Origin of the sequence: Psychrobacter sp. AntiMn-1 (assembly GCF_001854065.1) — a bacterium.
GTDB classification, from domain to species: domain Bacteria; phylum Pseudomonadota; class Gammaproteobacteria; order Pseudomonadales; family Moraxellaceae; genus Psychrobacter; species Psychrobacter pacificensis.
Window position 1 is genome coordinate 1,669,797 of sequence record NZ_CP012969.1, and the last position, 26,170, is coordinate 1,695,966.

Annotated in this window: 20 protein-coding genes; 4 read left to right on the top strand and 16 right to left on the bottom strand. The window is 42.4% G+C overall.

Annotated elements, in window-relative coordinates; all coding sequences use genetic code 11:
• The first annotated feature begins 171 nt into the window (after positions 1-171).
• Both AOT82_RS06990 and AOT82_RS06995 read left to right on the top strand, forming a co-directional pair.
• Positions 172-1,020, top strand: coding sequence for a DUF2382 domain-containing protein (locus tag AOT82_RS06990; protein WP_071002380.1), 849 nt, complete (start codon positions 172-174; stop codon positions 1,018-1,020).
• A 242-nt stretch (positions 1,021-1,262) separates the two neighbouring features.
• On the top strand, positions 1,263-1,829 hold the full coding sequence (locus AOT82_RS06995) for a YsnF/AvaK domain-containing protein (protein WP_071002381.1): 567 nt from the start codon (positions 1,263-1,265) through the stop codon (positions 1,827-1,829).
• Between the two features lie 98 nt (positions 1,830-1,927).
• On the opposite strand, the gene AOT82_RS07000 is transcribed toward AOT82_RS06995, so the two are convergent.
• Together AOT82_RS07000 and secA are read right to left on the bottom strand one after the other, a co-directional pair.
• The gene (locus AOT82_RS07000; protein WP_071002382.1) at positions 1,928-2,458 is read right to left on the bottom strand and encodes a hypothetical protein; all 531 of its coding nucleotides are present in this window, start codon (positions 2,456-2,458) and stop codon (positions 1,928-1,930) included.
• A gap of 232 nt (positions 2,459-2,690) precedes the next feature.
• Positions 2,691-5,483, bottom strand: a complete 2,793-nt coding sequence (secA, locus tag AOT82_RS07005) for a preprotein translocase subunit SecA (RefSeq protein WP_071002383.1) — start codon at positions 5,481-5,483, stop codon at positions 2,691-2,693.
• Positions 5,484-5,942: 459 nt separating this feature from the next.
• On the opposite strand from secA, the gene mutS reads away from it, so the two are divergent.
• Together mutS and fdxA are read left to right on the top strand one after the other, a co-directional pair.
• Positions 5,943-9,047, top strand: a complete 3,105-nt coding sequence (mutS, locus tag AOT82_RS07010; protein ID WP_083328884.1) for a DNA mismatch repair protein MutS — start codon at positions 5,943-5,945, stop codon at positions 9,045-9,047.
• Between the two features lie 97 nt (positions 9,048-9,144).
• Positions 9,145-9,468, top strand: a complete 324-nt coding sequence (gene fdxA, locus AOT82_RS07015; RefSeq protein WP_071002384.1) for a ferredoxin FdxA — start codon at positions 9,145-9,147, stop codon at positions 9,466-9,468.
• An 85-nt stretch (positions 9,469-9,553) separates the two neighbouring features.
• On the opposite strand, the gene AOT82_RS07020 is transcribed toward fdxA, so the two are convergent.
• The 14 genes from AOT82_RS07020 to gspG form a co-directional block, all read right to left on the bottom strand.
• Entirely contained in the window at positions 9,554-10,024 is a 471-nt protein-coding gene (locus AOT82_RS07020) for a pilin (protein WP_083328885.1), read from the bottom strand.
• Between the two features lie 237 nt (positions 10,025-10,261).
• The gene (locus AOT82_RS07025; RefSeq protein WP_071002385.1) at positions 10,262-10,771 is read right to left on the bottom strand and encodes a pilin; all 510 of its coding nucleotides are present in this window, start codon (positions 10,769-10,771) and stop codon (positions 10,262-10,264) included.
• A gap of 399 nt (positions 10,772-11,170) precedes the next feature.
• Positions 11,171-11,611 (bottom strand): prepilin-type N-terminal cleavage/methylation domain-containing protein, encoded by a 441-nt coding sequence (locus tag AOT82_RS07030; protein WP_071003705.1) that lies wholly within the window; start codon positions 11,609-11,611, stop codon positions 11,171-11,173.
• On the bottom strand, positions 11,611-12,210 hold the full coding sequence (locus AOT82_RS07035; protein ID WP_269466039.1) for a prepilin-type N-terminal cleavage/methylation domain-containing protein: 600 nt from the start codon (positions 12,208-12,210) through the stop codon (positions 11,611-11,613). The genes AOT82_RS07030 and AOT82_RS07035 overlap by 1 nt, the downstream gene beginning before the upstream one ends.
• Positions 12,185-16,321, bottom strand: a complete 4,137-nt coding sequence (locus AOT82_RS07040) for a PilC/PilY family type IV pilus protein (protein ID WP_071002386.1) — start codon at positions 16,319-16,321, stop codon at positions 12,185-12,187. Before AOT82_RS07040 ends, AOT82_RS07035 begins: the two co-directional genes overlap by 26 nt.
• A gap of 65 nt (positions 16,322-16,386) precedes the next feature.
• Positions 16,387-17,250, bottom strand: coding sequence for a PilX N-terminal domain-containing pilus assembly protein (locus tag AOT82_RS07045; RefSeq protein WP_071002387.1), 864 nt, complete (start codon positions 17,248-17,250; stop codon positions 16,387-16,389).
• A 40-nt stretch (positions 17,251-17,290) separates the two neighbouring features.
• Positions 17,291-18,472 carry a PilW family protein gene (locus AOT82_RS07050; protein ID WP_071002388.1) on the bottom strand — a complete coding sequence of 394 codons (1,182 nt, stop codon included), beginning with the start codon at positions 18,470-18,472 and terminating at the stop codon, positions 17,291-17,293.
• Positions 18,472-19,041 (bottom strand): type IV pilus modification protein PilV, encoded by a 570-nt coding sequence (gene pilV, locus AOT82_RS07055; RefSeq protein ID WP_071002389.1) that lies wholly within the window; start codon positions 19,039-19,041, stop codon positions 18,472-18,474. The genes AOT82_RS07050 and pilV overlap by 1 nt, the downstream gene beginning before the upstream one ends.
• On the bottom strand, positions 19,041-19,538 hold the full coding sequence (locus tag AOT82_RS07060) for a GspH/FimT family pseudopilin (RefSeq protein WP_071002390.1): 498 nt from the start codon (positions 19,536-19,538) through the stop codon (positions 19,041-19,043). Before AOT82_RS07060 ends, pilV begins: the two co-directional genes overlap by 1 nt.
• 268 nt (positions 19,539-19,806) lie before the next feature.
• A complete protein-coding gene (locus AOT82_RS07065; RefSeq protein ID WP_227517115.1) occupies positions 19,807-20,631 on the bottom strand; it encodes a ComF family protein in 825 nt (274 codons plus the stop codon).
• Between the two features lie 52 nt (positions 20,632-20,683).
• Positions 20,684-22,096, bottom strand: a complete 1,413-nt coding sequence (locus AOT82_RS07070) for a phospholipase A (protein WP_071002392.1) — start codon at positions 22,094-22,096, stop codon at positions 20,684-20,686.
• A 369-nt stretch (positions 22,097-22,465) separates the two neighbouring features.
• Positions 22,466-24,628: a protein-disulfide reductase DsbD gene (dsbD, locus tag AOT82_RS07075; protein ID WP_227517116.1), complete on the bottom strand. Its 2,163-nt coding sequence runs from the start codon at positions 24,626-24,628 to the stop codon at positions 22,466-22,468.
• Positions 24,629-24,681: 53 nt separating this feature from the next.
• Positions 24,682-25,248 (bottom strand): protein-disulfide reductase DsbD domain-containing protein, encoded by a 567-nt coding sequence (locus AOT82_RS07080; protein ID WP_071002393.1) that lies wholly within the window; start codon positions 25,246-25,248, stop codon positions 24,682-24,684.
• A gap of 241 nt (positions 25,249-25,489) precedes the next feature.
• Complete coding sequence (gene gspG, locus AOT82_RS07085; protein WP_058025683.1) at positions 25,490-25,930, bottom strand: type II secretion system major pseudopilin GspG; 441 nt, start codon at positions 25,928-25,930, stop codon at positions 25,490-25,492.
• Positions 25,931-26,170: the final 240 nt, after the last annotated feature.

A 26,170-nucleotide genomic window follows, 5' to 3' on the forward strand; every position in this document is an offset into this window, starting at 1 on the left:
TACAAGTTGATGCAGAGATGTTGTGATATATCTCTTAACTTACTTATTGAAATTCGATTATTGAAGTAATTTTTGCCTAGAATTTAAAATAAGTATTCATCAGCAATTTTAAGAATATCCATTTATAAAATAATTTTTACAAATACTAACTCATAAAAAAGGAAGACAATAATGAGCCAACTAATCCGTTTAAAAGATATTCAAGCCACTCATCGTGACCTAATCGGTGATGACTATTATGATCCAACAGACAAAACTGCTTACGGCGTTAATGAAGAAAAAATTGGTAAAATCGAAGGTGCATTAGTAGAAGACACTACTGGCCGTATTCGTTACCTAATCGTTGATGCAGGTGGCTGGTTTAGCTCAAAAGAGGTATTAGTACCAGCGGGTCTTGCTCGTATTGTTGGTGATGATGTTTTCTTCGATAGCTTGACCAAGTCTCAAGTAGAAGCCATGGAAGTATATGACCACGACTATCAGTACAGCTATAAAGAGCAATACGAAAAAGATCGTCAAGCGTTTACTGCTGATACCGTTCCAGCTGAAGAGCGCGTAGACATCGCAGACCATTCTTATGATGCACCAAACACACTAGAGCTTTTAGAAGAGCGTTTGACTGTCAATAAAGACCGTATCGTTGCAGGTCTTGTAAAAGTTGGCAAACATGTTGTGACTGAAGAGCGCAATGTCGAGGTTGAGCTAGAAGAAGAACATGCTGATATTCAGCGCACTAGCGTTGATCGCCCAACAGACCGCCGCATCGGTGATATGGACGTTAATGATACCGTTGAAGTTGAGCTAGAAGCAGAACGTGCTCGTGTTGGTAAAGATACTTATGTGTCTGAAGAAGTTAATGTTGGTAAAACAACAGAGCGTCATACTGAAACTATCGTTGAGACTATCCAGCGCGAAGAGCTAGACGTTAATAATGACGGTAATGTGGTCGACCGTGAAGGCAACTTAGTTAACCGTGATGACATCACAGCAGATGATGTACGCCGCGCTCGTGGAATGTAATACCCTGATACTTTGCGTCTTTTAATGACATTGTGATTTCATTATGAGATGTGATAATAACAGGTAGCTAAGCATTTTGACTTAGCAGATTAAGGCCAGAGCATGTCTCTGGTCTTTTTTGTATCGATAATATGGGGACGTGAGTTATTATAGTAATGATTAATGATAGTAATAAATTCAATATCATTCGTTAACATTGCATTTTGCCCGATTCATCATTTTATAATTATAAGGAAATAAAAATGACTACTGACCATACAAAAAACTTATACCAAGACGATTTGGAAAGCCAAAAAAGCACACTAGCTGATGAAACCTCCAATATCGTCAATGTTGGGCATTTGGAGCTATTAGAAGAGCGTCCTGTCATCAATAAAGAGCGCCTAGACGTTGGTAAAGTGACTGTTACCAAGCATGCCCGCACCAAGACCATTGAAGTGCCTATCGAATTAGTAGAAGAGTACATCACGATTCGTACTGAATACCATGATGCAGAGAGTCAAGATTTACTGTCTGGCCATTACGACGAAAAAGACATATTGCGTCATGTTGAACCCTCACTAGATAGTAAAGCCGTGGTGACCGTCAATGGTAAACAAATAGAGGTTGGTAACGAGCCGATTGAAATCGTTTTATCACGCCAAGTAGCGACTATTACCAAAGACACTTATGCCGTCCAAGAAATTGATGTCAATAAGAGTACCCATATTCATACCGATAGTATCTCAGTAGAGTTGAAACATGAAGAGCTCGATGTGACTGAAGAAGGGTTTTTGGCACATGAAGCCAATGCTACTCGACCAAAATAAACCCTTTGGCGTTGATAGCAAGCATATAAATCACTGACAAAAAAAAGCAATGCCAAACCAGCGTTGCTTTTTTTGTGTGGTACGTAGTAATCAAGCTTTTATACTTTATTACATTCAAACGTATTCACGGTTGACTCATCTGCACCCGCCGTACGCATGACACCAGTTTCGCGTTCTTCATGCGCCACACGCCACTGAGTAAACCCTTGACCGCCATCTAACCCTGTGGCAACTTCAAACACTTCTGGATTACTGCCTTCATTGGTCTGATTCAGTGTTACTGTTCCCATATCAGTGGCAACGACCACTTGATTGGCATCTTCTTTATAAGTCGCTTCAACTTTTAGCTCAGGTGAGCACAGATACGATACCTGCGTCACGCTGCTGTTTACCGATGCGACCGTATCACCTTCTACTTCATTAAGTGAGGCATCTTCAGTATTTACAACGACATCACTTGGCTCAGCAGGCTCAGCTGACATTGGTACAGATTCTTCAGCATTGACACCATCTTCCATACTTGACTCTGGCTCTGATTGTTGCTGACAGGCACTGATCGTTAATGCACCAGCGAGCAACCCCGTCAATGCGACTGAGGTACGCAATTTTTTTAATAATTCTAAACTCATAACGCTCTCCCAAATAGATATGCTGAACACTATAGCGTGTCCATAAATTCACGCCTATGCTGAATTTGTAAGCAATCAATACAAAGTGTTCATCTGCTATAGAACGGTAAATTATAGAACAAGCAGCCTTTATAAGATATAAAAAAGCCCCTATCTGGTTGAGATAAGGGCTTACTATTTAGCAGTCTACAGACTTTAATCATAGTTGCTAATGATTAAAAGACCATACTGATTAGATTTTGCCGTGGCACTGTTTGTACTTGAACCCTGAACCACAAGGACAAGGGGCATTACGACTGATATTCATACCAGCATACGGGTTTGGCTCATTGGCGTTGCTACCACTGGCTGCCATAGCAGCGCCCGCTGCTGCCGTACCACTAAGGCTGCGGTTTTGTGGTTGCGGCTGAGCGGCTGCACTGTTTACGTTGCTATCTAAATTATCTACGTCATCATGTTCAAACTGCATTTGCATATGCGCAGCATTCTCACGCTGCTGAGCTTCCAACGCCTCTAGCTCTTCTTTGGTTGGGATATGAACACGTGATAAATCTTGTACCGTTTCAGACTTAATCGCCCCAAGCATCATTTGGAACAATTCAAATGATTCACGCTTGTATTCCTGCTCAGGGTTTTTCTGCGCATAGCCGCGTAGATGGATACCTTTACGCAGCTGATCCATCTGTGTCAAATGCTCTTTCCAGTGCTTGTCTAGACTCTGTAGCATAAAATGACGCTCAAGCTGGGCGGCGTCTTGCTCACCCATTTGCTCACGGCGGCTGTGATAACGGTCTATGGCTGTTTGGATAATCTTGGCACGCAGTCCTTCTTCATCTAGACGGCGGTCTTCATCTAGCCAATCATTGATCGGCATCGTAATTTTGAACTCGTCCTCAAGCTCATCTTCTAATCCGTCAATGTTCCACTGATCGTCGATAGAGCCAGGCGGAATGAACTGGTTGATCATGGCATTATAGACTTCATGATGCATCACTTCAATGGCTTCTAATAAGTCCATTTCGGCAAGCAAATCATCGCGCTGACCATAGATAACTTTACGCTGCTCGTTGGCAACGTCATCGTATTTCAACAGATTCTTACGTGCATCAAAATCGCGGCTCTCAACTTTACCTTGCGCGTTTTCGATCGATTTTGACACCATCTTATGCTCGATGGCTTCGTCTTCTTTTAGACCCATGGCACGCATCATATTGACCACGCGATCGCCTGCGAAGATACGCATCAAATCATCTTCGAGCGATAAGAAAAAGCGCGACATCCCAGGATCACCCTGACGACCAGCACGGCCACGTAACTGGTTATCGATACGACGTGATTCATGACGCTCAGAGCCAATGATATGTAGACCGCCCGCCGCCACCACTTGATCGTGCTTCACTTGCCACTGAGACTTTAGGCGCTGCATCTCCTCCGGACTGACCGAATCGACATCTTCAATAAACGACTGCCAATTACCACCAAGGATAATATCCGTACCACGACCTGCCATGTTGGTGGCGATCGTCACTGATTTTGGGCTACCAGCCTGTGCGATAATCTCAGCTTCACGCTCATGCTGCTTGGCGTTTAGGACGTTATGCTTCACGCCTTCTTGATCGAGCAGGTAAGACAGCTCTTCACTGGCTTCAATGGTCGCTGTACCGACCAGCACAGGTGCACCTTTGGCTTGAATGTCTTTAATCTCGCGGATAATGCCCTTGTATTTGCCTAACTTGGTTAAGAAAATCTGATCATCCATATCGATACGAGCAATCGGCTCATGCGTTGGAATGACGATGACATCTAGATCATAAGTAGATTTGAACTCGGCTGCTTCGGTATCAGCAGTACCCGTCATACCAGACAATTTGTCATATAGACGGAAGTAGTTCTGGAATGTCGTGGTCGCAAGCGTTTGGTTTTCTGCTTGGATTTCAACGTTTTCTTTGGCTTCTACTGCTTGATGCAGCCCTTCTGACCAGCGGCGACCAGGCATAGTACGACCTGTGTTTTCATCAACGATGACCACTTCGCCTTCATCGACGATATAGTGAACATTTTTGACAAATACATGATGCGCACGAATGGCAGCTTGAACGTGAGCCAATAACGGCAAGCGGCTTGGGCTATATAAGCTTTCGTTTTCACCCAGCTCGCCCACTTCGACTAAGAAGCGCTCAATTTTTTCGTAACCCTTTTCACTGATTTCAATCTGGCGATTTTTTTCATCAATCCAGAAATCTTCTTCTTCGTTATTTTTATTGGCTTCTTCGTCTTTTGAGCGCTTAAGCCGTGGAATGATGGTGTTAATCAGCGCATACATGCGTGATGAATCTTCGGCTTGACCGGAGATGATCAGCGGTGTACGAGCTTCATCAATCAAGATCGAGTCGATTTCATCGATAATACAGAAGTTTAGCGGGCGCTGTTTTTTCTCTTTTAAGCTAAACACCATGTTGTCGCGCAGATAATCAAAACCGTACTCGTTGTTGGTACCGTACGTGATATCAGCTTGATAGGCGTCGATTTTTTCTTGTGGCGGCTGCTGTGAGTAAATCACGCCAACTGTCATACCTAAAAAACTAAACAACGGGCGATTCAACTCAGCATCACGAGCGGCTAGATAGTCGTTGACCGTGACCAAATGCACGCCTTTACCACTGATGGCATTGAGATACATGGCCAAGGTGCCCATTAGGGTTTTACCTTCGCCCGTTTTCATCTCAGCGATTTTGCCTTCGTGCAAGGTGATACCACCGATCAGCTGCACATCATAGTGACGCATACCATTGACACGCAATGAGGCTTCGCGGCAGACGGCAAATGCCTCTGGCAATAGTGCATCTAAGCTTTCGCCTTTTTGATGACGTGCTTTGAACTCTGCCGTTTTTTGTTGTAGTTGCTCATCAGACAGGGCTTGTATTTCAGCCTCTTGTGCGTTGATCTTGCTGACCACTTTACGCATGCGTTTTAGTTCGCGGTCATTTTTGGTGCCAACCACACTGCCTACAATCTTTGATAACATAATTTTTTGACCTATGGAATATTCGATAATTAGTGCGCATTAGCCAAAGCTTAGCTCGTGGCCTTGTCATTACCCGACTAAGTACTACCTAATTTAGTATCGCCCAATTAAGTGTGCCGTCATTATATATGGTTATGGCGCTGATGGATACAAGGGCGGTGAGTAGATATTTGCCAAGGCAAAAACCGAGCAGGACGTGTTAAAATAGCGCTTACTTTATTAAATTTCTTAGCTTTTTTGGCGCCTGTATGTGATAGCTATGAGGTAACTGTCATATGGCGCTGTCGATATAATCTAGCCTAAATCTAATCGTTATATCCTTCTTCGGTACGTACCAGGCGCATTTGTTATATCAACTCTATCGTACCAAAACAATCTATAAAACTGGCGCTAATCCGAAACCAGCTGCCGCAAATGCTATTTAATAAAAATCTATCGAAACATAATAAGAGACTCTGCATGACCGTAAAGCCGTCCGTCCAAAATCATTCATCTATTTCTACTCAATCAGATAATGCCTTATCAAAACCAAATACATCTGACTGTTTAAGCATCGGCGATACCGTCTATAACTTAGCAGATCATACGCCAATGATGGTGCAATATCTAACCATGAAAGCCAACTATCCACAAGCATTGCTGCTATACCGGATGGGGGATTTTTATGAGCTGTTCTTTGATGATGCTAAGCGGGCGGCGCAAATATTAGACATCACTCTGACGCGTCGTGGTACGGATAAAGCGGGCAACCCGATAGCGATGGCGGGCGTTCCTTTTCATGCAGCCGATAGCTACATGGCACGCCTCATCGCGGCTGGGCAAACGGTCGTCGTGTGTGAGCAAATTGACGAGTCGACAACGACCAATGCTGGCAGCGCTAACAATAAGGCCAATATCCCTGCGATGGGCGACAAGCAAAAAAAAGACAAAAGTAAATCGGCGGCTGGTAGCATCATGCGCCGTGAAGTGGTCAAAACGCTGACAGCAGGTACTATTACTGATGATGCACTCATTGCACCAAACCATACACCGACTGTCGTCGCCATCGATATTGCTCATTTAAAAACGCAAGATAATAGCCAGACGTTACAAGCAGCTGTTAGCCAAATGGATCTAGCTGCAGGTACATTGACTACTCAGACGCTAATAGCAGATAAAAACGATATAGATGGATTGCAAACTCAAATGCTGACGGTACTTGCTCGTTTTGCGCCTAGTGAATGTATCATTAGTGAAGCACTCAGCGATAGCATTGGCGGCACTGATGGCACTGATGCACAGTGGATGCTGTGGTTACGGCAACATCTGGACTGCCCTATTATAGAAGTCGCGGCCAATGACTTTCACCGTACGCACGCGAGCGACACGCTTTGTCAGCAGTTTGAGGTGCAACGTCTCGATGGTTTGGGTATTGCAGATAACGTACTGGCGCAAACTAGCTGTGCGGCGCTTATTCATTATGCACGGCAAACTCAGCAGCGCCATGTGCCACAAGTCAATCAGCTGATCGTTGAATACAGTGACGATTATTTGATTATTGATGCCAACAGTCAGCAAAACCTTGAGTTATTTAGTCCAGTCAGTAGTAGCGGTACTTCCCTAATATCCGTCCTTAACCATTGTCAAACGCCAATGGGCAAGCGACTGCTCGTACAGCAAATGAAGCGTCCACTGCGTCAGCATGCGCGTATCAATATGCGTCTAGACGCGATAACTTCCCTATTGAATGCGGATGGTAATTCGAATCAAAATTCAGAAAATAGCTCACTGGTGACACGTTTACGAGAAACACTGAATACCATTGGCGATATTGAGCGAATCAGCAGTCGCATCGGGCTGATGAGTGCCAAACCTCGTGATTTACGCAAGCTCGCCGATGGTATCGCTAGCAGCGCCCAGATTACCACTCTACTGACAGCGTCAGGTATCAGCCATGAAGACGCTGGTCTATTGCCGATGTTGATGCAGCAATTGCCTGCCAGGCTGCCAGCCGTTCAAGCGGTGGCTGAGTTAATCGAGCGCGCTATTGTTATTGAACCACCTGCACATATCCGTGATGGCGGTATGATAGCTGCCGGTTATGATGAAGAGTTCGATCGCCTCACCCATCTTCACGACAATATCCAAGTGACATTGGACGACATGGTAGAGCGAGCGCGTCAAGACAATCAATTACCGAGTCTAAAAGTCGGCTTTAATAAAGTCAGTGGCTTTTACTTTGAACTACCCAAGATGCAGGCGAAAAATGCCCCTGCTCACTTTATTCGTCGGCAAACGCTCAAGAGTAGTGAGCGCTTTATCACTGATGAGTTAAAAGAGGTCGAGACAGAATATCTGAGTGCGCAATCTTTGGCATTGGCTCGTGAGAAAACGCTGTACCAAGTGCTGCTCAACCAACTAAACGAGAACTTGGCTGAGCTACAACAACTGAGCGCTGCTATTGCCCAAATAGATGTCCTCAGTAATTGGGGGCAGCTTGCGACGACTTACCATTGGCAACGCCCAGTTATGGGAGGAGTTTCAGAAAATCAAAATAAATCTATAGCCAAAAATCAGACCCATATTGATATCCGCCAAGGTCGTCATGTCGTGGTCGAAGCGGCGTTAAATCAAGCGAACGCGAACAATCGAAACGGTGCTGCATCAAGTACAAATTATTTTGTCGCGAACGACTGCGTGCTGGGTAGTGCCCATGTTGATGACGCTGAAAAAGGACATCCTGAAAGACTGCTCCTCATCACTGGCCCTAACATGGGTGGTAAGTCTACCTATATGCGCCAAGCGGCGCTGATTGTTATACTCGCGCATTGCGGCAGCTTTGTGCCCGCCGAGCATGCACATATTGGTGATATTGACCGAATATTTACTCGTATAGGCTCAGCGGACGATCTGGCTGGTGGTAAATCTACCTTTATGGTGGAAATGATAGAGACGGCCAATATATTAAATCAAGCGACCCATAAATCACTGGTATTGATGGATGAAGTCGGACGCGGCACCGCCACCACTGATGGTTTGGCAATCGCTCATGCTTGTGTCAACCGTCTAGTCGATATTGGCTGCCTGACGTTATTTGCCACTCATTATTTTGAACTGACGCAATTGGGACAGACAAGTGACGAGATTCGTAACGTCCACGTCGCCGCCAGTGAAGTTGATGGTCAGCTGCTCCTTCTTCATCAGATCTGTGAGGGCGCTGCAAGCTCAAGCTTTGGTTTACATGTCGCCAAAATGGCAGGTATCCCCACTCAAGTATTAAATGATGCCAAACGTTACTTAATAGACAATCTAAAAGCAGAAAATGAAAAAGTTGCTATTAATGAAGTTGATGATAAAAACGACTTAGCTAATTCAGTAACGGATAAACAGCGGGAGTCTAACAACGATGTTGCTCTAGAACCACAAAGTAGTTACGCGATACAATCACCAAATATAGTAGATAATCTAAAGCAAAATCAGTTGTTTAGCGTAGAAGACGAACTAAGCGCCATTGATCCTGATAGCCTGACCCCCAAGCAAGCGCATGATTTGATCTATCATTTGAAAAAAATCATTGGTCATTAAAGGGAATTGTCAAATAGTGGTAAAGGCGCTAAAATACGCTTTATTTTCGACTATTCTATTTAGCCAAAAGCCAAATCAATAACAGGTAGACATCACTATGACCTTTGTCGTTACAGATAACTGCATTCTTTGCAAATACACCGACTGTGTAGAAGTCTGTCCTGTGGACTGCTTTTATGAAGGCCCAAACTTTCTTGTCATCGATCCTGATGAGTGTATCGACTGCGCACTATGCGAGCCTGAGTGTCCAGCCAATGCGATCTTCTCAGAAGATGAAGTACCAAAGGGGCAAGAGATGTTCACCCAGCTAAACGAAGAGCTGGCGCAAAAATGGCCAAACATCACAGAGATGAAAGAGCAAATGCCAGAAGCTGCCAAATGGGACGGCGTGCAAGGTAAGATTCAGTATTTAGAGAAGTAATTAGCTCTTTAAGAGTTTCTCAATACATTGAGCCTATAAAAAACCACCGAGCGGCAACTGCTGTTCGGTGGTTTTTTTATCATAACTACTGACAAGCTTGTGGTAGATATACGTCTTTGATACCCGCACTTGCCTGACATTGCCATGTCCCATCCGCTAAATAATCAAGGCTGAGCGTCTGCGCTTGCAAATAAGGCAGGTTGTGAATACGACAAATAATAGCATTTGCTGTCGTACTGCCGGCCAGCGGTGCTGTGACGGTAAACTGACAATATTTAGTCTGAGCTGGCATATTTAGCCCACGAGGACTAAAACCTGTCACCCCTGCACCATTGTCAATCAGTGTGCGATATGGCAGACGAAAGTGATTTATTTCTTTATAAATAGTCAGGATCTGGGTCTTTCTGACCTGCGTCTGATAGCTGACGGTCGCCGTCGCTGCCAAGATACCGATGATAGCGACGGCGATCATTAACTCTATCAAGGTATAGCCAGATTGTGCGCTGCCTGATTGTGTCAGGTGACGATTTGCGGCAGTATTATGTTGATACTTCATAGCATTATTATCAATTAATGTGATAATTGCTATGGTGCAGAGAGTGTGCCAGTTAGGTTTGCGGCGATTAGCCAGTTGTTAAACGCAAAAAAGCCAAACAGTACGTTTGGCTTTTTCGGTTAAATCAGACTTTGCATACACTGGACATTTCGTTTAGCATTTTGTCTTGTATGATATGAGCTAAGTTAAGAGCCTATAATAGACTTACTATACTACGACTATCCTTGTAATAAGGTATTAGCTTCTTAGACTACAAGTATTCGGACGTACAGCATCTACTAGGTTTGATTTACAGTCCCAAGAACCAGAATCTGGGTTATAGATAAAATCAACTTCTTTTTCAGCGATTCTATCGTTTAGACCTTCACCTTTAGCTTTAAATTTAGCAGTTAAAGTACAGATGTTATTATCAACTGAGCCTGTAATGGTATTTACGTATTTGCCGCTTAAAGTAAAGCCATTTGCTGCTGCTAACGCACCAGCTGGCTTTGCTGGTACATATCCGGACTGACCTTCGGTTCCTTTTGCTGGTTCAGCAGCAGCTGTACTACAAGCTGTATCTATACCAGAAGTAGCCGCAATATCAACAATACGTGTTTTTAGACCACCTAGTAAAGTAATCGCTTCTGCTGCTTGCGCACGAGCCGTGTAATTCTGATATGCAGGTAAAGCAATCGCAGCTAGAATACCGATAATAGCGATAACGATCATTAGTTCGATTAGGGTAAAACCTTTTTGAGCGTTCATAGACATGTCCTTTTGGATAATATGGCAATAGAATTATTATCTAACTGCCAGCTATAAATATAATGTTTCTCTTATTATAACTGCTGCAGATACTATGCCAACTTTTTATTATTAAACGCTAATAACATTTATTTCTTCTAAAAGACATTGCTCGTTATGCTAAAAGTGAAGGTTTTGATACCTATATACTTTAATACTACTGGCAATCACTAACAAATATTCGATATAGTGGATTCACTTGCTTTATTATTACTATTTATAATTTAGTGTTACTAATCATTTACTAAAAATTGTCAGTCATCGTCCTTTAGATGTTTTTCTGTAATTTGTCTGACAATTTTTGTCAGTTCATATCAAATATAGCTACTATTTGAACGAAAAAAATTGATAGGCAACCCTTTACTTCCATTCATCTCCCATACCACAAACACTGCCACGACATTTGACCCCTTGATAATTCAAGGTAAGAATACCGTCACCTGCCATTTGCATCCCAGTTTTCGGTTCAGATTTTATTTCCCATTTTCTCGTTAGTGTAGTTGGTGTGAATGTGACGTCATATAATGCTGGACCTTGTCTAGGATAATCGCCGCCCAAACCTGTTAGCAACGCGTTAGAATAACTACCCTGAGCCAATTTACGACTTTCTATTTGCGCTGCTATATTTTGCATCTCACTCATCATATCGGTGCGTTTGGTCTTGATGACATATTGCTGGTAGCTCGGATAAGCGATTGCAGCAAGCACACCGATGATGGCGACGACGATCATCAGCTCTATTAGGGTGAAGCCTTGCTCATGACTTATCTGTCTATTCTGCCTATGTGTGCTTGTTACCATTACCATACTTGCGCGCCCTTTCCACAGTCACTATCACCTACTTTTACTTTACTTTTGTTCTGACAGCTCAATCCTGCACTTGACAACATAAAATAACTCGCACTTTTGGTAATGCCTGAATCTCTGGGTTCAGCTAGCATTTTCCAGCTTCTGCCAGTGGTATTGTCAATACCTGTAGTAGTAGCTGGCACTAATGAGCTGTTCGTATTTACTCCATCTACTAGTGTGATCTGATAACGATAATTGGTAGCATCACTACCTTGAGGTACATAGATGGTTGTATTACCAGCATCATAGGTATAGGTCACCGTACTATTGCCCGTAACTACCTTTGGCATAAATCCTTTATAGGTTAATGCCGATGCTCGCCATCGTTCTAACTGTATCTCAAGCTGTAGCATTTTCGCTTGTACATCGCGCTCTGCATTCATAATCAGATACTGACGATAGCTTGGGATTGCGATAGCAGCCAATATAGCGATAATCACTACTACAATCATCAGCTCAATCAGAGTAAAACCCGCTGAGCTTACAGCAAGCTTACTCTTTAGACGTTTAGCCAAGACAGTCACTCTACTTATCCTCTTCATAGAGCTCATACCATCTCTTTGGTATGAATTTATACTTTTCAAATCCAAGATTACTATCAGCGGTTTGTCTACCATTTGTCTCAACTACACTGTCAGACTTGCCACCATACCCGCTAGTACCATCATTTACTACGGTATTGTTTGTTACCTGTAGACCAGCTTCAGTCGTTTGATTTAACCCACCTGAGCCAGTATTACTATTATTCCTATTTGCAATTTTAACTTGGTCAGCCAATGATTGCGGACCTATAAGCAGTTTGACGTTTCGCTGATCTTTGCTGTATGCCCCCAACGTCAACTCTTGTATTCCTTTACCAGCGCGAGTATATCCTGCAGTCCCATCAAGCGATTCTGTATCCTTACATATACCGTAAGGCATACAGTATATTTGTCTCTCAGACCCCCCTACCACTCTAGCGGAGCAATTACCTGCCTGATCATAGACCATCTCTGGACTATAGACAGTCGTATATAGTCTGCTACCGTACACCAGAGGTTCGCCTACTGATTTCACTCCTTCTACACCACTATATCCATCAAAATAGCTGAGTGGATAACGCCACCCTGCATAATCATATATATAGCGTTTCTTGGTATCATCGTAAGCGCCTTTCGCTATCGTCTCTAGCACAGTTTTACGGTTAGTTAGATTTTTTAACGCATTGTTTTGGTTAAACGGTAAACTAACTAAGTCATTAATCTTTTTGTCTACTGTAGTCAAACTTGTGTCTGCATAGCTAAAGATGCTCGGCTGAGCAATGTCATAGTCAAAAACATTAAATAGATAGTTAGGGTTGTCCGTATCCCTGAGCATAGATAGTGGTGTGCTACGATCTCCCGACGCAATAGTCACCGAAGCAAATATCTCTTGATAAGGACTGGTGTAAAAACTAACAATAGGTCTTTCGTAGAATCGATAAGGCAATGTCTGCCCAGAGCTGGCGTCTAACACTCTAACCACTCGCTTCACTAAACTGGCATTTGTAGCACCTGAGTTCAGATCCGCGCGGTACACGCTACCGCCTAAATCTGCGTAATAAAGATGATCAATATTACCATCATCATCCCGATCTAAAGCAGTTACCCCGCCTACAACACTATGCTTCATGCTTGTAACCTGAGTGTGGTTTGTACCACTATCACTATCGCTACCAGATATAGACGAGATAATACTACCATCACTAGCATCTAATATATAAACCGCATTACCTTCTGCCTGCGTTTTTTTATCGCAACTTTTATTGTCACCACTAGTTTGTAATTTGAAACTTGGATTCTCATAGCAAGTATCATAACCACCAGCAACGATAATCACATCTTTAGACTCGTATTTTGTTCCTTTCTTCATTCTAATTTTTGCGACTGTAGGTTCACTCCAAACTTGTCCTAAACGAGAGAAACCAGCATCGTTTGATGTCTTAGAAAATAAAAACTTAGGTGTGGTAGCAGTTGTGAGATCTAGGCCATATATGCCTTTACCACCCATTCGTAGACCACCATATGCTTTTACTGACGTCGCCTTTACTTTTTTGGGCGTTCCTGAAAAGTCATATTCTAGTACTGAACTACTCGTCCATGGTGCGTCAACACCGAATACAGTTCTGCCTACAGCGCCTTCACTGTCTGCTTTTAGCGCTTTTAATTGCTGTTTGATAATAGTTTTAGGAATAAAGGCAAATGCTTCTTCGCCTTTTTCTGCTGATACTAAGTGTAACGCACCATCCATTGAACCAAACATAATATAATCATCACGATCAGACTCATCGTTAGATATCTCACCATCGGTTGTAAAGTCTGCACCGTAGGACACTTGCTTTGGTTTAGAGTGTACGACGCCTCCTAATACTCTTACTTCTTGAGTTGGAGGATTTTTTACTATAGCGTTAAAGGCGGCGGTTTGTTTAGCAGCTGTATCCAAGTTTGCAATATAATCGGCATCATTGACAGGCGCGCTATATCCTAGAAACGATAATAAATATAATTTTTCTTTAACACCATAATCACTATCTAGTTGATCAAACCCGATAACTTTGCCTTCCTCGACTTTAATGTTTACAAGTTTAGCACTGTTATCAGTTTCACTTTCAACAAAGACATTGCGAGTGGTACTCGCATTAGTGCCTGCAGTTGGCGCTTTCAATCGCGCGTAGGCACCACCAGCATAAATCGCATTATTAACGCTAGCGCCTTTATCGTTTTTGTAATCTTTGTCGCTCCACAAATCCTGAGTAGTTTTGCTCAGATCATCTGGAAAGCCGTCATTATCATCATCGACATATAGTCTAGAGGACTCTGCAAATGGAAATGAAGATTTACCATATAAAGTACCTTGATAGACATTGTATTTCTTCAAATTACCGGGCCAAACAAACTTTGAATCAGCAATTTTTGGCTCAAGCATTGGCAGGTAGGCGAATGGCTGTAAGTTAGTAGAGCTTAAAGGATCATTAGGAATAGTAATAGTACCTGATGGCGCAGTCTCAATAATTTGAGTGAGCTTTGCAGTAAAGCTAGAGACACTAGCCGCAATACTGGACGCATCTGTCGTATAATAAAAGCCGCCACCACCGTAGGCTTCACTACCTAACTTACATAAGTTTTTTGCATCTTTAGAAGGTTTGACTGAGGAGTTAGGGTCATCTTCATCACAATGGTATACTGTGTTACCTGCACTATCTATTGAATTTTTAATGCCAGCAAAGCTCTTCCCAAAGCCAACTGTCGCAGTTAATATCGAGCGCTTAGCAGGATTGGTTATATCTCGCAGTTTTTTAGCATATACACTCATACAGGCCCAGCCACTATCTTCACTCGTATTTTCTAATCCACCAGAGCAACTGCTGTTCAAGCTCAAAGAGCTATTACCTTTAAGGCTTAAGTTCATTAAGTCAGAGGCAATAGAGTTAGAAGAATTATTAGGCTCGCCATCTGTTAGGAAATAGACACCGTAGCCACTACACTGTGAGTCAGAAACTGGTGCGTTATAAGTCAGGTAATCATTGTTCTGATCTTTAGCGTCTTCAACTGAAGTCGTGTAACCACTTTGATCAGTATCATTTAACACTTTCTGATTTTTTTTAAGATAGTAACGTGTGTTTGAGTTTTCTGTCCAAAAGTCATCTACTCCTACTAGTACGTTTTTAGCTATCTCATCATTACCAGTTAGACTATTAGTTAGTCCAATAGCTAGCTGATTATACCTACCGGGTTTACAGTCTAATATTTGAATAGTTTTCGTGGTGCTTTGAGAGGTCAAAGTACTAGCAGTCGCAGCATTATTGACACACTTTTCTAAAACAAAGTTTCCACGACTATTTTTGGTTATTCTTCCAAGAACTTTAAATGCCGTTTGGTTCGTTGCCGATACTGTTGTTGTACCCATCATATAGGCACCAGCTTCCGCATAAGCATTAGCTGCTGGCGTACCATTATAAGCCGTTAATGCCTTTACCGCGTTTATAAGCGCTATACGCTGTGTATTGTCTAGCTTTCTAGCAGGGACAATGATTCGTCCTGCTTTGTTATCAGCAATTCCGTCTCCATCTTTGTCCACGGAATAATTCCCCAGACCAATTATATTTTTCTCTGATAAAATATAATTGCCACTGCTGTCTTTTTGTGAAAATAGTGTAATTAGCGCATCTTGCAACATGGTCAGGCGGCTGTAATAGTTAATACTATTATTATTCTCTATCCAAGTGTTACCGCTCCATCTACCTTTTTTACAACTCTTCAAGTCATACTGAATAGTTGTATTACCGATTGTTATGCTTTTATTATCTGCTGACCCGTGAACTTTATAAGCGTTATCATTTTTGTAAGACCAACCCCGTCCACTTGTATCCCAAACACAGCTGAACCCATAATCCTCTACCATACTATCAACTTCATAATCCCTAATAGTACTCGTACCCATAGAGCCCGAGGTATCTAACATTAGTGTCAGTACCGCGCCGCCCGATTCTGCAGCTTTATAAATCTCTAGATCGCCTAAATCATTTCTACCGGCATTGACAGGTAGAGCAACCATACAAAGGGCAATGGCATAGCACAAAGGCTTAACAGTCTGGTCAAGCTTAGAGTGTCGTAACTGATTGGGTATGAGTTTTTTTAAAATCATGATGAGTACTCTTCTTCAATTACCGCTGTTAAAGGGGTTAATGAGTATGCTTTTCTACTCATTGTCTAATCACCAGTAGCCGCACTACGATTACCGGTGGCATCAATACCAAGTAAGTTTTGACAACCTTCATCTATTTTGCCATCGCCTACACCAAATCCGTAACATGCTGTACCTTCTACAACGTTTTTAACATAAGCTTGCTGTACCAATGTTTTGGTCGCAACCCCTTCATCTTTCATACATTCATCTAGAGATTTAGTGCTTCCACCATCATTGGGCGCGATAGGTTTTTTCAGACAGTCATTGATTTCTTGTTTGCTGGCATTTGATAGGCTGGGTAATATAGAAGTCGATCGAATGTTAAACACAGCAGATTCGTTACTTGTTTCACCAGCTTGTACCCCTGACCCTTGTGTCACTGACTTAAAATCCCCTTGCCCTACTGTTGCAGTTGATGGCCGCGTGATATTTATTTGGGTAACTGAATTACTACGAGCGCTAGAGTAGCTGTTGGTATTTGATATATCACAATAGCCACTATCTGATGTCATCACAGTTCCACCATTTGGTTTTACGATACTGGCATAACTCAATTTAGCAAAGCTATCTAGCCTTGGGTTATAGCAAAATATATATTGATCATCACGATTGCTATTACCTGCTTGAGAAAGATAATAGCCAAACATTCCTGTCCCTTCCATCACCGCACTTATGTAGTCTTGATCTGTATCGTTATCGAATACTTTTTCAATACGTTTATTTGCATTGTCTGAAGAGTTTAATAAAAATGTATCTATTTGATCAGCAGTAGCTACTCTTAAGTCAGTTGTACTTCTTTTAACCGCCATAATACCTATCAAAGTAATTAGCAGTAAAAACAATAATACGACGATAAGAGTAACGCCTTCCTGTGATTTTTTAGTCATCTTATTTATCCTCTTTTAGCAAATCCGTATGCCTAATCCGCTAGATATTAGGTATAGAACTTTCTTTAATGGCTCTTGAGTTTCTCAACATTATATTCGACTCATAAACCCTACGAATAAATGCACTAGAAGTATCTGAAGATAGCTCCTCTTCTTCTCCAAAAACTATGAATTTGGTTGCCCCATCTTCTCCTGTAAGCGGACGATCAGCTCGCACTAAAACTGAGAGTTTTACAGATATAACGTCTGTCGTGGTTGTCGTAGAAGCGCTGCCTGATGATTCTGCTTGTTCAACTGTTTTTAAAAAACTCATATACTCCTCAGGCGTGAAATATCTCAAGGAAACTGAAACATTAGACGGGCTAGTAGATTCCACCACCTCTACTCCCAAAGAGATTCCAAAATAATCAGCTCTTGGAATAACTACTTCTCCAATATCTCCAAAATCCCTGATATTTCTAGCTGCTACTAGTATAGTGCTGTCTTCATCTTTAATCTTTTGGGCATCAAGTTCGGCTACCGTTAGATCCTCTTTGACATAGCGTCCAGCATCACACCGTAGTTCATAACTCTTTATATTTGATTCATAGTTAGATTTATTATTTTGAGCCACTTCACTTAGGAAGTATCTCTCAATAACGACTTGTCCTGGTATCATCGTCAAACGTCCGCTACGATCTATCTCTACAGGCCCTCGAACTAAAGAACCTTCACAATCGTACATGTTTTGCGGCGCTTCATACTGTATCGTCAGTTGTGAACTTTTCAGGCCTGCAACATTACTATTTTCTGCTTTCCAAGCATTATTATCACTGCTGGTACTCTGGTTGCCGCTTCTAGTTAGATAGCCATCTGTGATATCTGCACCACCAGCACTCGATTTCGTTCCTCCCATTTTGATACCATTCATGTTGTTTTTGGAAGTATCTGTCTGAGTATCACTAACCAAACTGCTGTCACTAGTCATGACTAAACCAGCTAAAGGTGTAAAAGGATTGTTAGTATCTGCCATTCCTAGATTGCTGAGTCTTACGCTTTTTTCTATATTTTGAATACCAAAAATACTGGCTTCTAATATATTTGTACCACCAGACTGAACGCTACTGGTCTTGATACTGGTTAGATAGACTTGCATCACTGCTGCTGAGATCAAAAGACCCAATGTAAGAGCTATCATAAGCTCAATTAAAGAAAAACCGTTTTGGGTATGTTTAATCTTCATCAATAAGACTCCATAATCAAGCAGTCAGAACCTGCATGATATATTCCAAGCGTACTTGCACAAGCTTTATTATTGGCTGAACTGGTATCAAACACTGGCTGTGTGCCATTCCATGAGGTTATAATGCACTGGCGTAATTGTTTGTCCGCAGTGCCAGGACAAGTAATCATATTCAGTAAAACGTCATTATCACAGGCCTGTTTCATTGTATTCCAGCTATTGTATTGACCTAACTGCTCTTCAGTGCAGGCATCGCTATCACAGTTTTTAGTGACATTACTTGTTTTGTAGCTTTCTACTGCTTCACAATAACTTGTTGAATCAGATACACTACTTAATACACCCTGAATATTTTTTTGGTATTCCAGTATATTATTGGAATTGAGCCTTAGGTCTTCAGATAAACCGCGCATTACCGTGTTGGCGTTCGCAATCAATACACTATCATCTGTTGCCTTTATGGATACCATGTTCAGTGCACTAAAGCCTAGCACTGCAACTGCTAATAGTAACAGTGCCACTAGCACCTCTACTAAGCCCACTCCATACTGGTTCTTGATGTTTTTCATTAGCAAGTACCTCCTAACTTCTTGTTACTAATGCTTGCTACTGTGTTAACTTCAATTTGTCGTGGTGTTACTACTGAACTGCTATCACAAATAGTATAAGTAACTTTGCCAACGTTAGATGTCACTTTATTTGGTTGAAAAGTCACCGCAGTTACTGTATTAGGATTGATAGATACTGTGCTTGTAGAATTAACATTATAAGTCGCCAACACAGTTCCACTAGTGTTCTGCAAGACAATGGTTTTGGCACTATTATTATATACGACTCGAATATCTTGACGACGAATAACACTTTCGACTTTTGCCTCTTTTAACGCATTTTCAAGCGTCGCAGCCGTCGACTTAACACGCTGATTAGCAAGCTGTGTGCTGATACTGGGTGCAGCAATACTCACAATAATAGCTAGCACAGCAATCGTTACCATGAGCTCAATCAAGGTAAACCCTAAACTGGCTGTTCTTAGCGAGGTCGGTAGACTATTCATAGATGCGTTCACATCAAATCCCTATTTAGCACTGCTAATGTCTGTCTCTGATCAGTTTTTGTTTTAAAATAACTAAAATCTGGTGTCAGTTTTGCTAATAATTTTATAGTTAGCTTAACTAATAATATGCAATTTTTGTTCCACAACATTCTGTTCATGTTATATACGGATGAACAATAATACATACTTGATAGACCAGTAAATATATATGTATTTAATAATATAGCGTTACGATGATATATTAGCAATATATTAACAATTTCAATTAGATAGATGATTTTTAGGACTGACTGCCATGAGCTAACGCATAGGCAGAAATATGATAATTGTTATGGCTTTGAGCATTTATGGTCACTGTTTGCTCAGATGAGATGAATGCACGTGCCAATGCTTGCAAGCTTGCGCCTGTCGTAGAGACATCATCGAACAATAGTAAGCGTTTTACCGGAGGCTTTTCGGTCAGTGCAAAAGCGTTATCTAGGTTGCTTAGACGTTCAGCGCGTGTGAGCCCTTGCTGACTGACCGTATCATCAATGCGCTCCACACCGTGCCATAGAGGAATTTGCCAATGCTTTGACAGTTGTGCTGATAAAATACTGACAGGATCAAACCCTCGTTTTACTAGCCGCTGATTGGTCGTTGGCATGGCAACAATCACGCTATTATTACGATGACAGCCATGTGGCCGTGGTAGCTGGCGTAATGCATGTAACAACAATGGCAATTTTGTCATGTCTTCATGATGCTTAAACGCCCGAATCGCTTGACGGATTGGATATTCATAATAGGTAGATACTTGGATAGATAAGGACCTGCCAGCAGCAATGTCAACATCAAAAGGCTGTGGCAGCCATGCGATACTATTGTGACAATAAGTGCAGAGTAGACCTCTATTTAAGCGGTGATTGATTTGATGAAAAATATGAGCAAACGAGGATGGATTGCTTGAAAGGGAAAATTCAGAATGTTCGCTCGATGCGTCATTACTATTAGCCTGTGAATGCTGCATCAATAGCTGAGATTGTGATGTACTTCTATACATACGACACAGCTGGCAGCGTACATTTAAATACTCTGCCAGCCACAGTCCGGTTTGATAAGGCACTAAGCGGTGCATAGACTATTGATTATCATAAATATGGTAAGACTCGCTTATATTAGAGGCCTTTCCAGTCATTCAGCACGATACCGAAACCAATAGAGGTATTCTCATGATTATAATCAACAATGGACTCGCCATAACCTTGGAATAGCTGCACCATACCATTGACGTTTTCTGACAATGGATAGATATAGTCGATTTGGGCAGCGCCTTTATTGGTGCTTGGATTGTAGCGCAAGGTACCGCTAATGCTCTGCTCAGCAGGCAAATCATATAAGAACTTGATATCGCCATAACCCATGTAATCTTCGATATCTGGGTTGTCATCGTCGCTACTGCTATTACCATTTACTCGAGCCCATAGACGCGGTATGACTGACAGCTTACCCCACTCGGCCCCTGCCATTAAATAAGCACGGTTCCACGAACGTGATAATGGATCATCCTGTCCATTAGAATGGTGCACAGCGCCCGCACCTAACATGCGTAAACGTCCACCGAAAGGTAGATCTGCCGTCACAGGCTGAGTCAAAAATATTTCAGGTTGATAGTCGGTAGCACGAAATGGTCGTGAATTGTCTTCGTTATACACCTGCCAATGTGACTCTTGGGTATAACCAAACCACAGATCAGCGCTGGTATCGAATAAATCCTCTGCGACTTTACTCTTTAGAGACAACTGAAATTTTAGCTCCGTCTCACGTATGTCATTAGAGTCAAAAGGTTCAATTTCTTGAGAAGGGGTGCTTGGGCTTAAATTAGGATCAAAAGTGTAAAACAATGGCAGCAGATAAGTCGGACGGTATGGTCTTACCGTCCAAGTACCGCGCTCACTGTTTTGATCGAGATCATATGCCAAACTGAGTGGTGTGTATTTTTCAATATCTGCTTGAGTGACACCCACACTTTCTAGAACTTGAGCCTCTTGCTGATTGTCTGTGACCGTATCCAAACTATTAGTAGCAGACTGTTGATTAGCAGTCGCGCTCTCATCACTGAAAGTATTGGTCGAGTTCTCTTCCACAAAAACAACTTGTGGATTACCCGAAATAGTCGTCTTGAATGTTTTTGCCAAATCAACTGGTTGTTTGGACGTGGTGTAGCTTGGTGTTTTACCTTGTTCAGCTACCTTATCAAAACAAGCCAAACGAGCGGCACTGCTCTGCACTTGCGTACATTCAGAAAACAGCTTCGCTTGTTGCGCAATAAATTCTTTGCTGATTACTTTACCGCTCTGTGTGGTTACGCTCTGCGGCATCTCAACGGTTTCATATTCAAGCGCCGCTTCTGGTACTGGCAGTTCGTTATAAGTTTGACTATTGTCAGCTGCTTGTACTTGTACCGCCGTACAACTCAACGCGATAGCAACCGCAATACTCAAATGAGTATGTATCGTGCGACTACTGGCGTTACGACTGATTACATGAGTACGTTGTAATTGACGCTGAGTGGTGATGTGGGCAAACATAAATGTCCTTTATCTAACCAGCATTATCGCCAGCAGATTATGTGAGTTAATTAATATAACTGTTAGCGTCGCCGCTAAAAAACTAGAAAAAATGAGAACATCAGAAGCAGTTATGACAAACTGATATACCCCTTCAGTATTGTTACTTTATTGTAATGAAAATATAATCATTATACTAGCGTTATCGATATATTAAATCTGCTTAAAAAGACATATTGTGTGTAAAACCAAACGTTTAGAAGATATTATTAAAATAATTTTATGGCATAAAAAAAGCCAGCGTACCATTATTGGCGTACGCTGGCTTTTTTTCATTATTAAGCTTTAGCAAAAGAATTACTCAGGTTATTAAGTACGGGTTGTGAGCCATCAGTTGTTTAGCGTCGTTAAGGTTTGCTCAAACTCCACGCGACCGATTTCGCCCACTTGTTGATTAACCAATTGACCACCTTGATAATAGAGTAATGCTGGCGGGCCAAACAGCTTGTAGCGTGACAAAACGGCTTTGGAGTCTTCTGTAGTATCCGTGATATCAAGTCTCACCAACTGCCAGTCTTGCATCTGTGCTGGGCGATTATGAAATAAATTTTTGTCCATGATACGGCACTCAACGCACCAGTCTGCTGTTAAATCGACAATCACTTTAGAGTTGTCAGCGACAATGGCGTCTAGCTCTGCCAATGTAGTAATGGTCTCATCTGTCGCCATATTATCGTTACCCAATGGCTGACCAGCCGTGGATGGTACCATCATCGGCGCAGCGCTTAGCGAGGCTAATGGATGCAAGCTGTCATCGTTTCCTAGTGCTGCACCCACTATCAAACAAGCCGCCCAAATACCAGCGATCAGACTCATGGCTTGGGTTAACATGCGTCTTTTGCCAATCCAGCTCCACGCCCATGTCGCCACCACCATAAACCATAATGCCCATACCATTAGCATCACGGGTGAGATAAAGACACGCTCAATTAATAATAAAGCAACGGCAAAGAGCAATAAGGCAAAACCTTGCTTGACCCAGTTCATCCACTCTCCTGCCTTCGGCATGATTTTGCCCTGAGTAGCACCAATTAAAATAAGCGGTGCTGACAAACCAAAACCCAGCATAAATAAGGCGGCGAAACCCAAGAGCGGACTACCAATGGTAGAGACTGCCAGTAGCGCACCGAATAATGGCGCAGAGACGCAAGGAGATACGACTAATGCAGATAAAAATCCAGCAATCAAACTACCACCTGTGCTACCAAGCTTGCTATCGCCTGCTTGGCTAAGCCCTTGCATTTTTCGGCTGAGTGCTTGCGGTAAACGTACAGTAAAAGCATCTAGCATGTATAGTGCTAACAAGACAAAAACAATCGCAAAGCCAATCAAAATAATAGGATTTTGTAACCAGCCAATAATACCTAATGACTCGCCAAATACCGCAATCACAGCGCCCAAAATACCATAGGCAGTCGCCACACCAATCGCGTAACTGGTGGTTAGGATGACGCCGCGTTTGACCGTTGGGTCTTGCTCGCGGGCGACAATATTGGAAACGATGGGCAGCATCGGTAGGACACACGGCGTCAAGGCCAAACCTAGACCTGCTAAAAATAGCAATACCAATGCGAGCCAAGGATGAGACGCCAAACCAAAGGGATCACCATCAACAAGGTTGCTAGCATTTACATTCTCGCTATTGGTCGCGTCACTTGATACATTGGCGTTTGCTCCAGAAATCGTGGTCGTTGCAGTGCTACCATCTAAAGAGTCGTACTCCAAAGTACTATCATCGATTAGATCATAATCAATAACCTCATCATCCATCAGCGCTTGTTCTGCTTGCGCCGTGGTGCTACTGGTTGTTATAGATGTCGTCTCAGTATTCCCAGCAGATATCGTCGCATCAGTCAGATTGTCGCTCGCGGCCGTCTCGCCAACAGACGCACGTTCTGCCTCAGTGTTGGCATTACTTGTCGCGCTCTGTGACGATGCTGCTGTGATATTGACAGTGGTTTTGATTTTTTCAGGGGGATAGCACAATCCCGCTTTGGCGCAACCTTGCCAACCAATGACAACTGCTGCTTCATCGATGTTTTTGCCGTTGTTACTGGTCAATGTGGTAGTTGCGACCATATTGGCTTGATCAAACACCAATACCTTACCAAATGTCGGATCGTCGATTGAATATGGCTTTTGGTTAAAGGTAAAAGGTGCCGCCGTCACGCCCGCAGGTAGCGTCAGTTTGATTTGATTTTTATAGACATAATGCTCAGGCGTGATATCAAACGCGATGGATAAACGCGTACCTGACTTGGTAGAGGCACTACTGCTACTCACCTGAAAGGCTTCATCTACTGGCAAAAATTTCGATTGCGCTGTATTTTGACTGCTGCCGAATAGATCACCCAATCCTGCCGCTTGCGCCGTCGTTGAGGTCGCTAACAACCCTGTCAATAGCGAGCCGCTAGCAATCACACATGCTAAGACATACGCTTTTTTTGCATGTGTATTTGCAGTCAATGATGCCGATTGTTGTGATGTCTTCATGAGCATGAATAGCTACCTGTCATTACCAATATTTGAATCAAACTTCTCAATACTTATCTACGTGTCGCAGCAATATTTACCTTAGTTTTGATCTTTTCGGGTGGGTAGCATAGCCCAGCTTTTGCACAACCTTGCCAACCAATGATAATCGGGGCATTTTTTGCACCTTTACCATTATTGGTCGTCAGCATCGTGGTGGCAACAACACTCCTTTGCGTAAATACAGGAACTTTACCAAAGGTTGGATCATCAATGGACACTGGTGCCTGATTAAAGGTAAATGGTGTCGCATTTATTCCTTTGGGAAAGCTTAACGCGAGCTGCTCTTTATAGACATAATGTCCTGGCGTGATATCAAACGTGATGGATAAACGCGTGCCCTTAGATGTGGCTTTGGTGCTGCTAGTCACTTGGAAAGCTTTATCCACTGGTAAAAATTTTGATTGGGATGCGCTACTACTATTAAATAAGTCGTTCAAGCCTGCCGCCTGTGCGCTGATTGATGTCATTGATAAAGCTGTCATCAACGAGGTGGTTGCAACAGTAAACGCAAGCACATGGAACTTAGTAGCGCGTTTATTGATAGCGACTGATTGTAGTGTTGGTATTTTTATTGACATAAGTTATTACCTTTGATGTTAGCTTCCAGTGACTGGCAGTACGGACATACACCTACTGATAAAACTACTGACCCTCAATACAAAGGTCATATCAGATGGTATTTATTTTACGTATCGATAAAAAATATCAACCAATAAAAAGATATTGGTTGATATTGATAGGTCGTTAATTGCACGATAGCAAGTGCGTTTAACGATATTTTATTGGTATAGATTTTTTAGATGCAGACAAAGCTAAATTCTATAGCTGAGCATAAAGATCCGCATCCTGACCTTCACCACCTTGCTGTCCATCTGCACCTAAAGAAAACAAGTCATAAGCTCGCCCTTCACTACCTGGCGACACATATTGCAATTCATTCTCCCAACCATCAGTAGGATAGCCACCTTTTATATAGCCGCCTTCAGGATAGTTTTTGGCGTCACTTGGCGGTGTGGTAAGCGCCTCTAACCCTTGCGCTGTCGTCGGATAGCGTGAATTGTCGACTTTATACATATCTAACGCGTTGGAAACGGTAGCGAGCGCGGTTTCAGTGGTTTTGACACGCGCTTTGTCACTTTGCCCGACTACTTTTGGGACGACCAAGCCTGCAAGAATAGCCAAGATAACGATAACCACCATAATCTCAATAAGCGTAAATCCCGATTGTCTAGACTTACCTATCAAGCTGCGATGTGTCATTGAATGGACTCTCTGATGGTCATTTACAATGCCACCATGGGCTTGAGTATTATTATTGTCATCTTTGGTATTGGCACTTTTTGGGCTAATATTTACTTGAAGGGTGTCAGTCATAGTCATCGCTTTGGTCATCACAGTTATGTAAATAGTAAAAGTGGCGTTCTAGTAGCACTCATGCGTCTATGGGCTTATCAATAAAACCCTAAATCATTGTCACTATAAACCATGGTTTTATTTTTA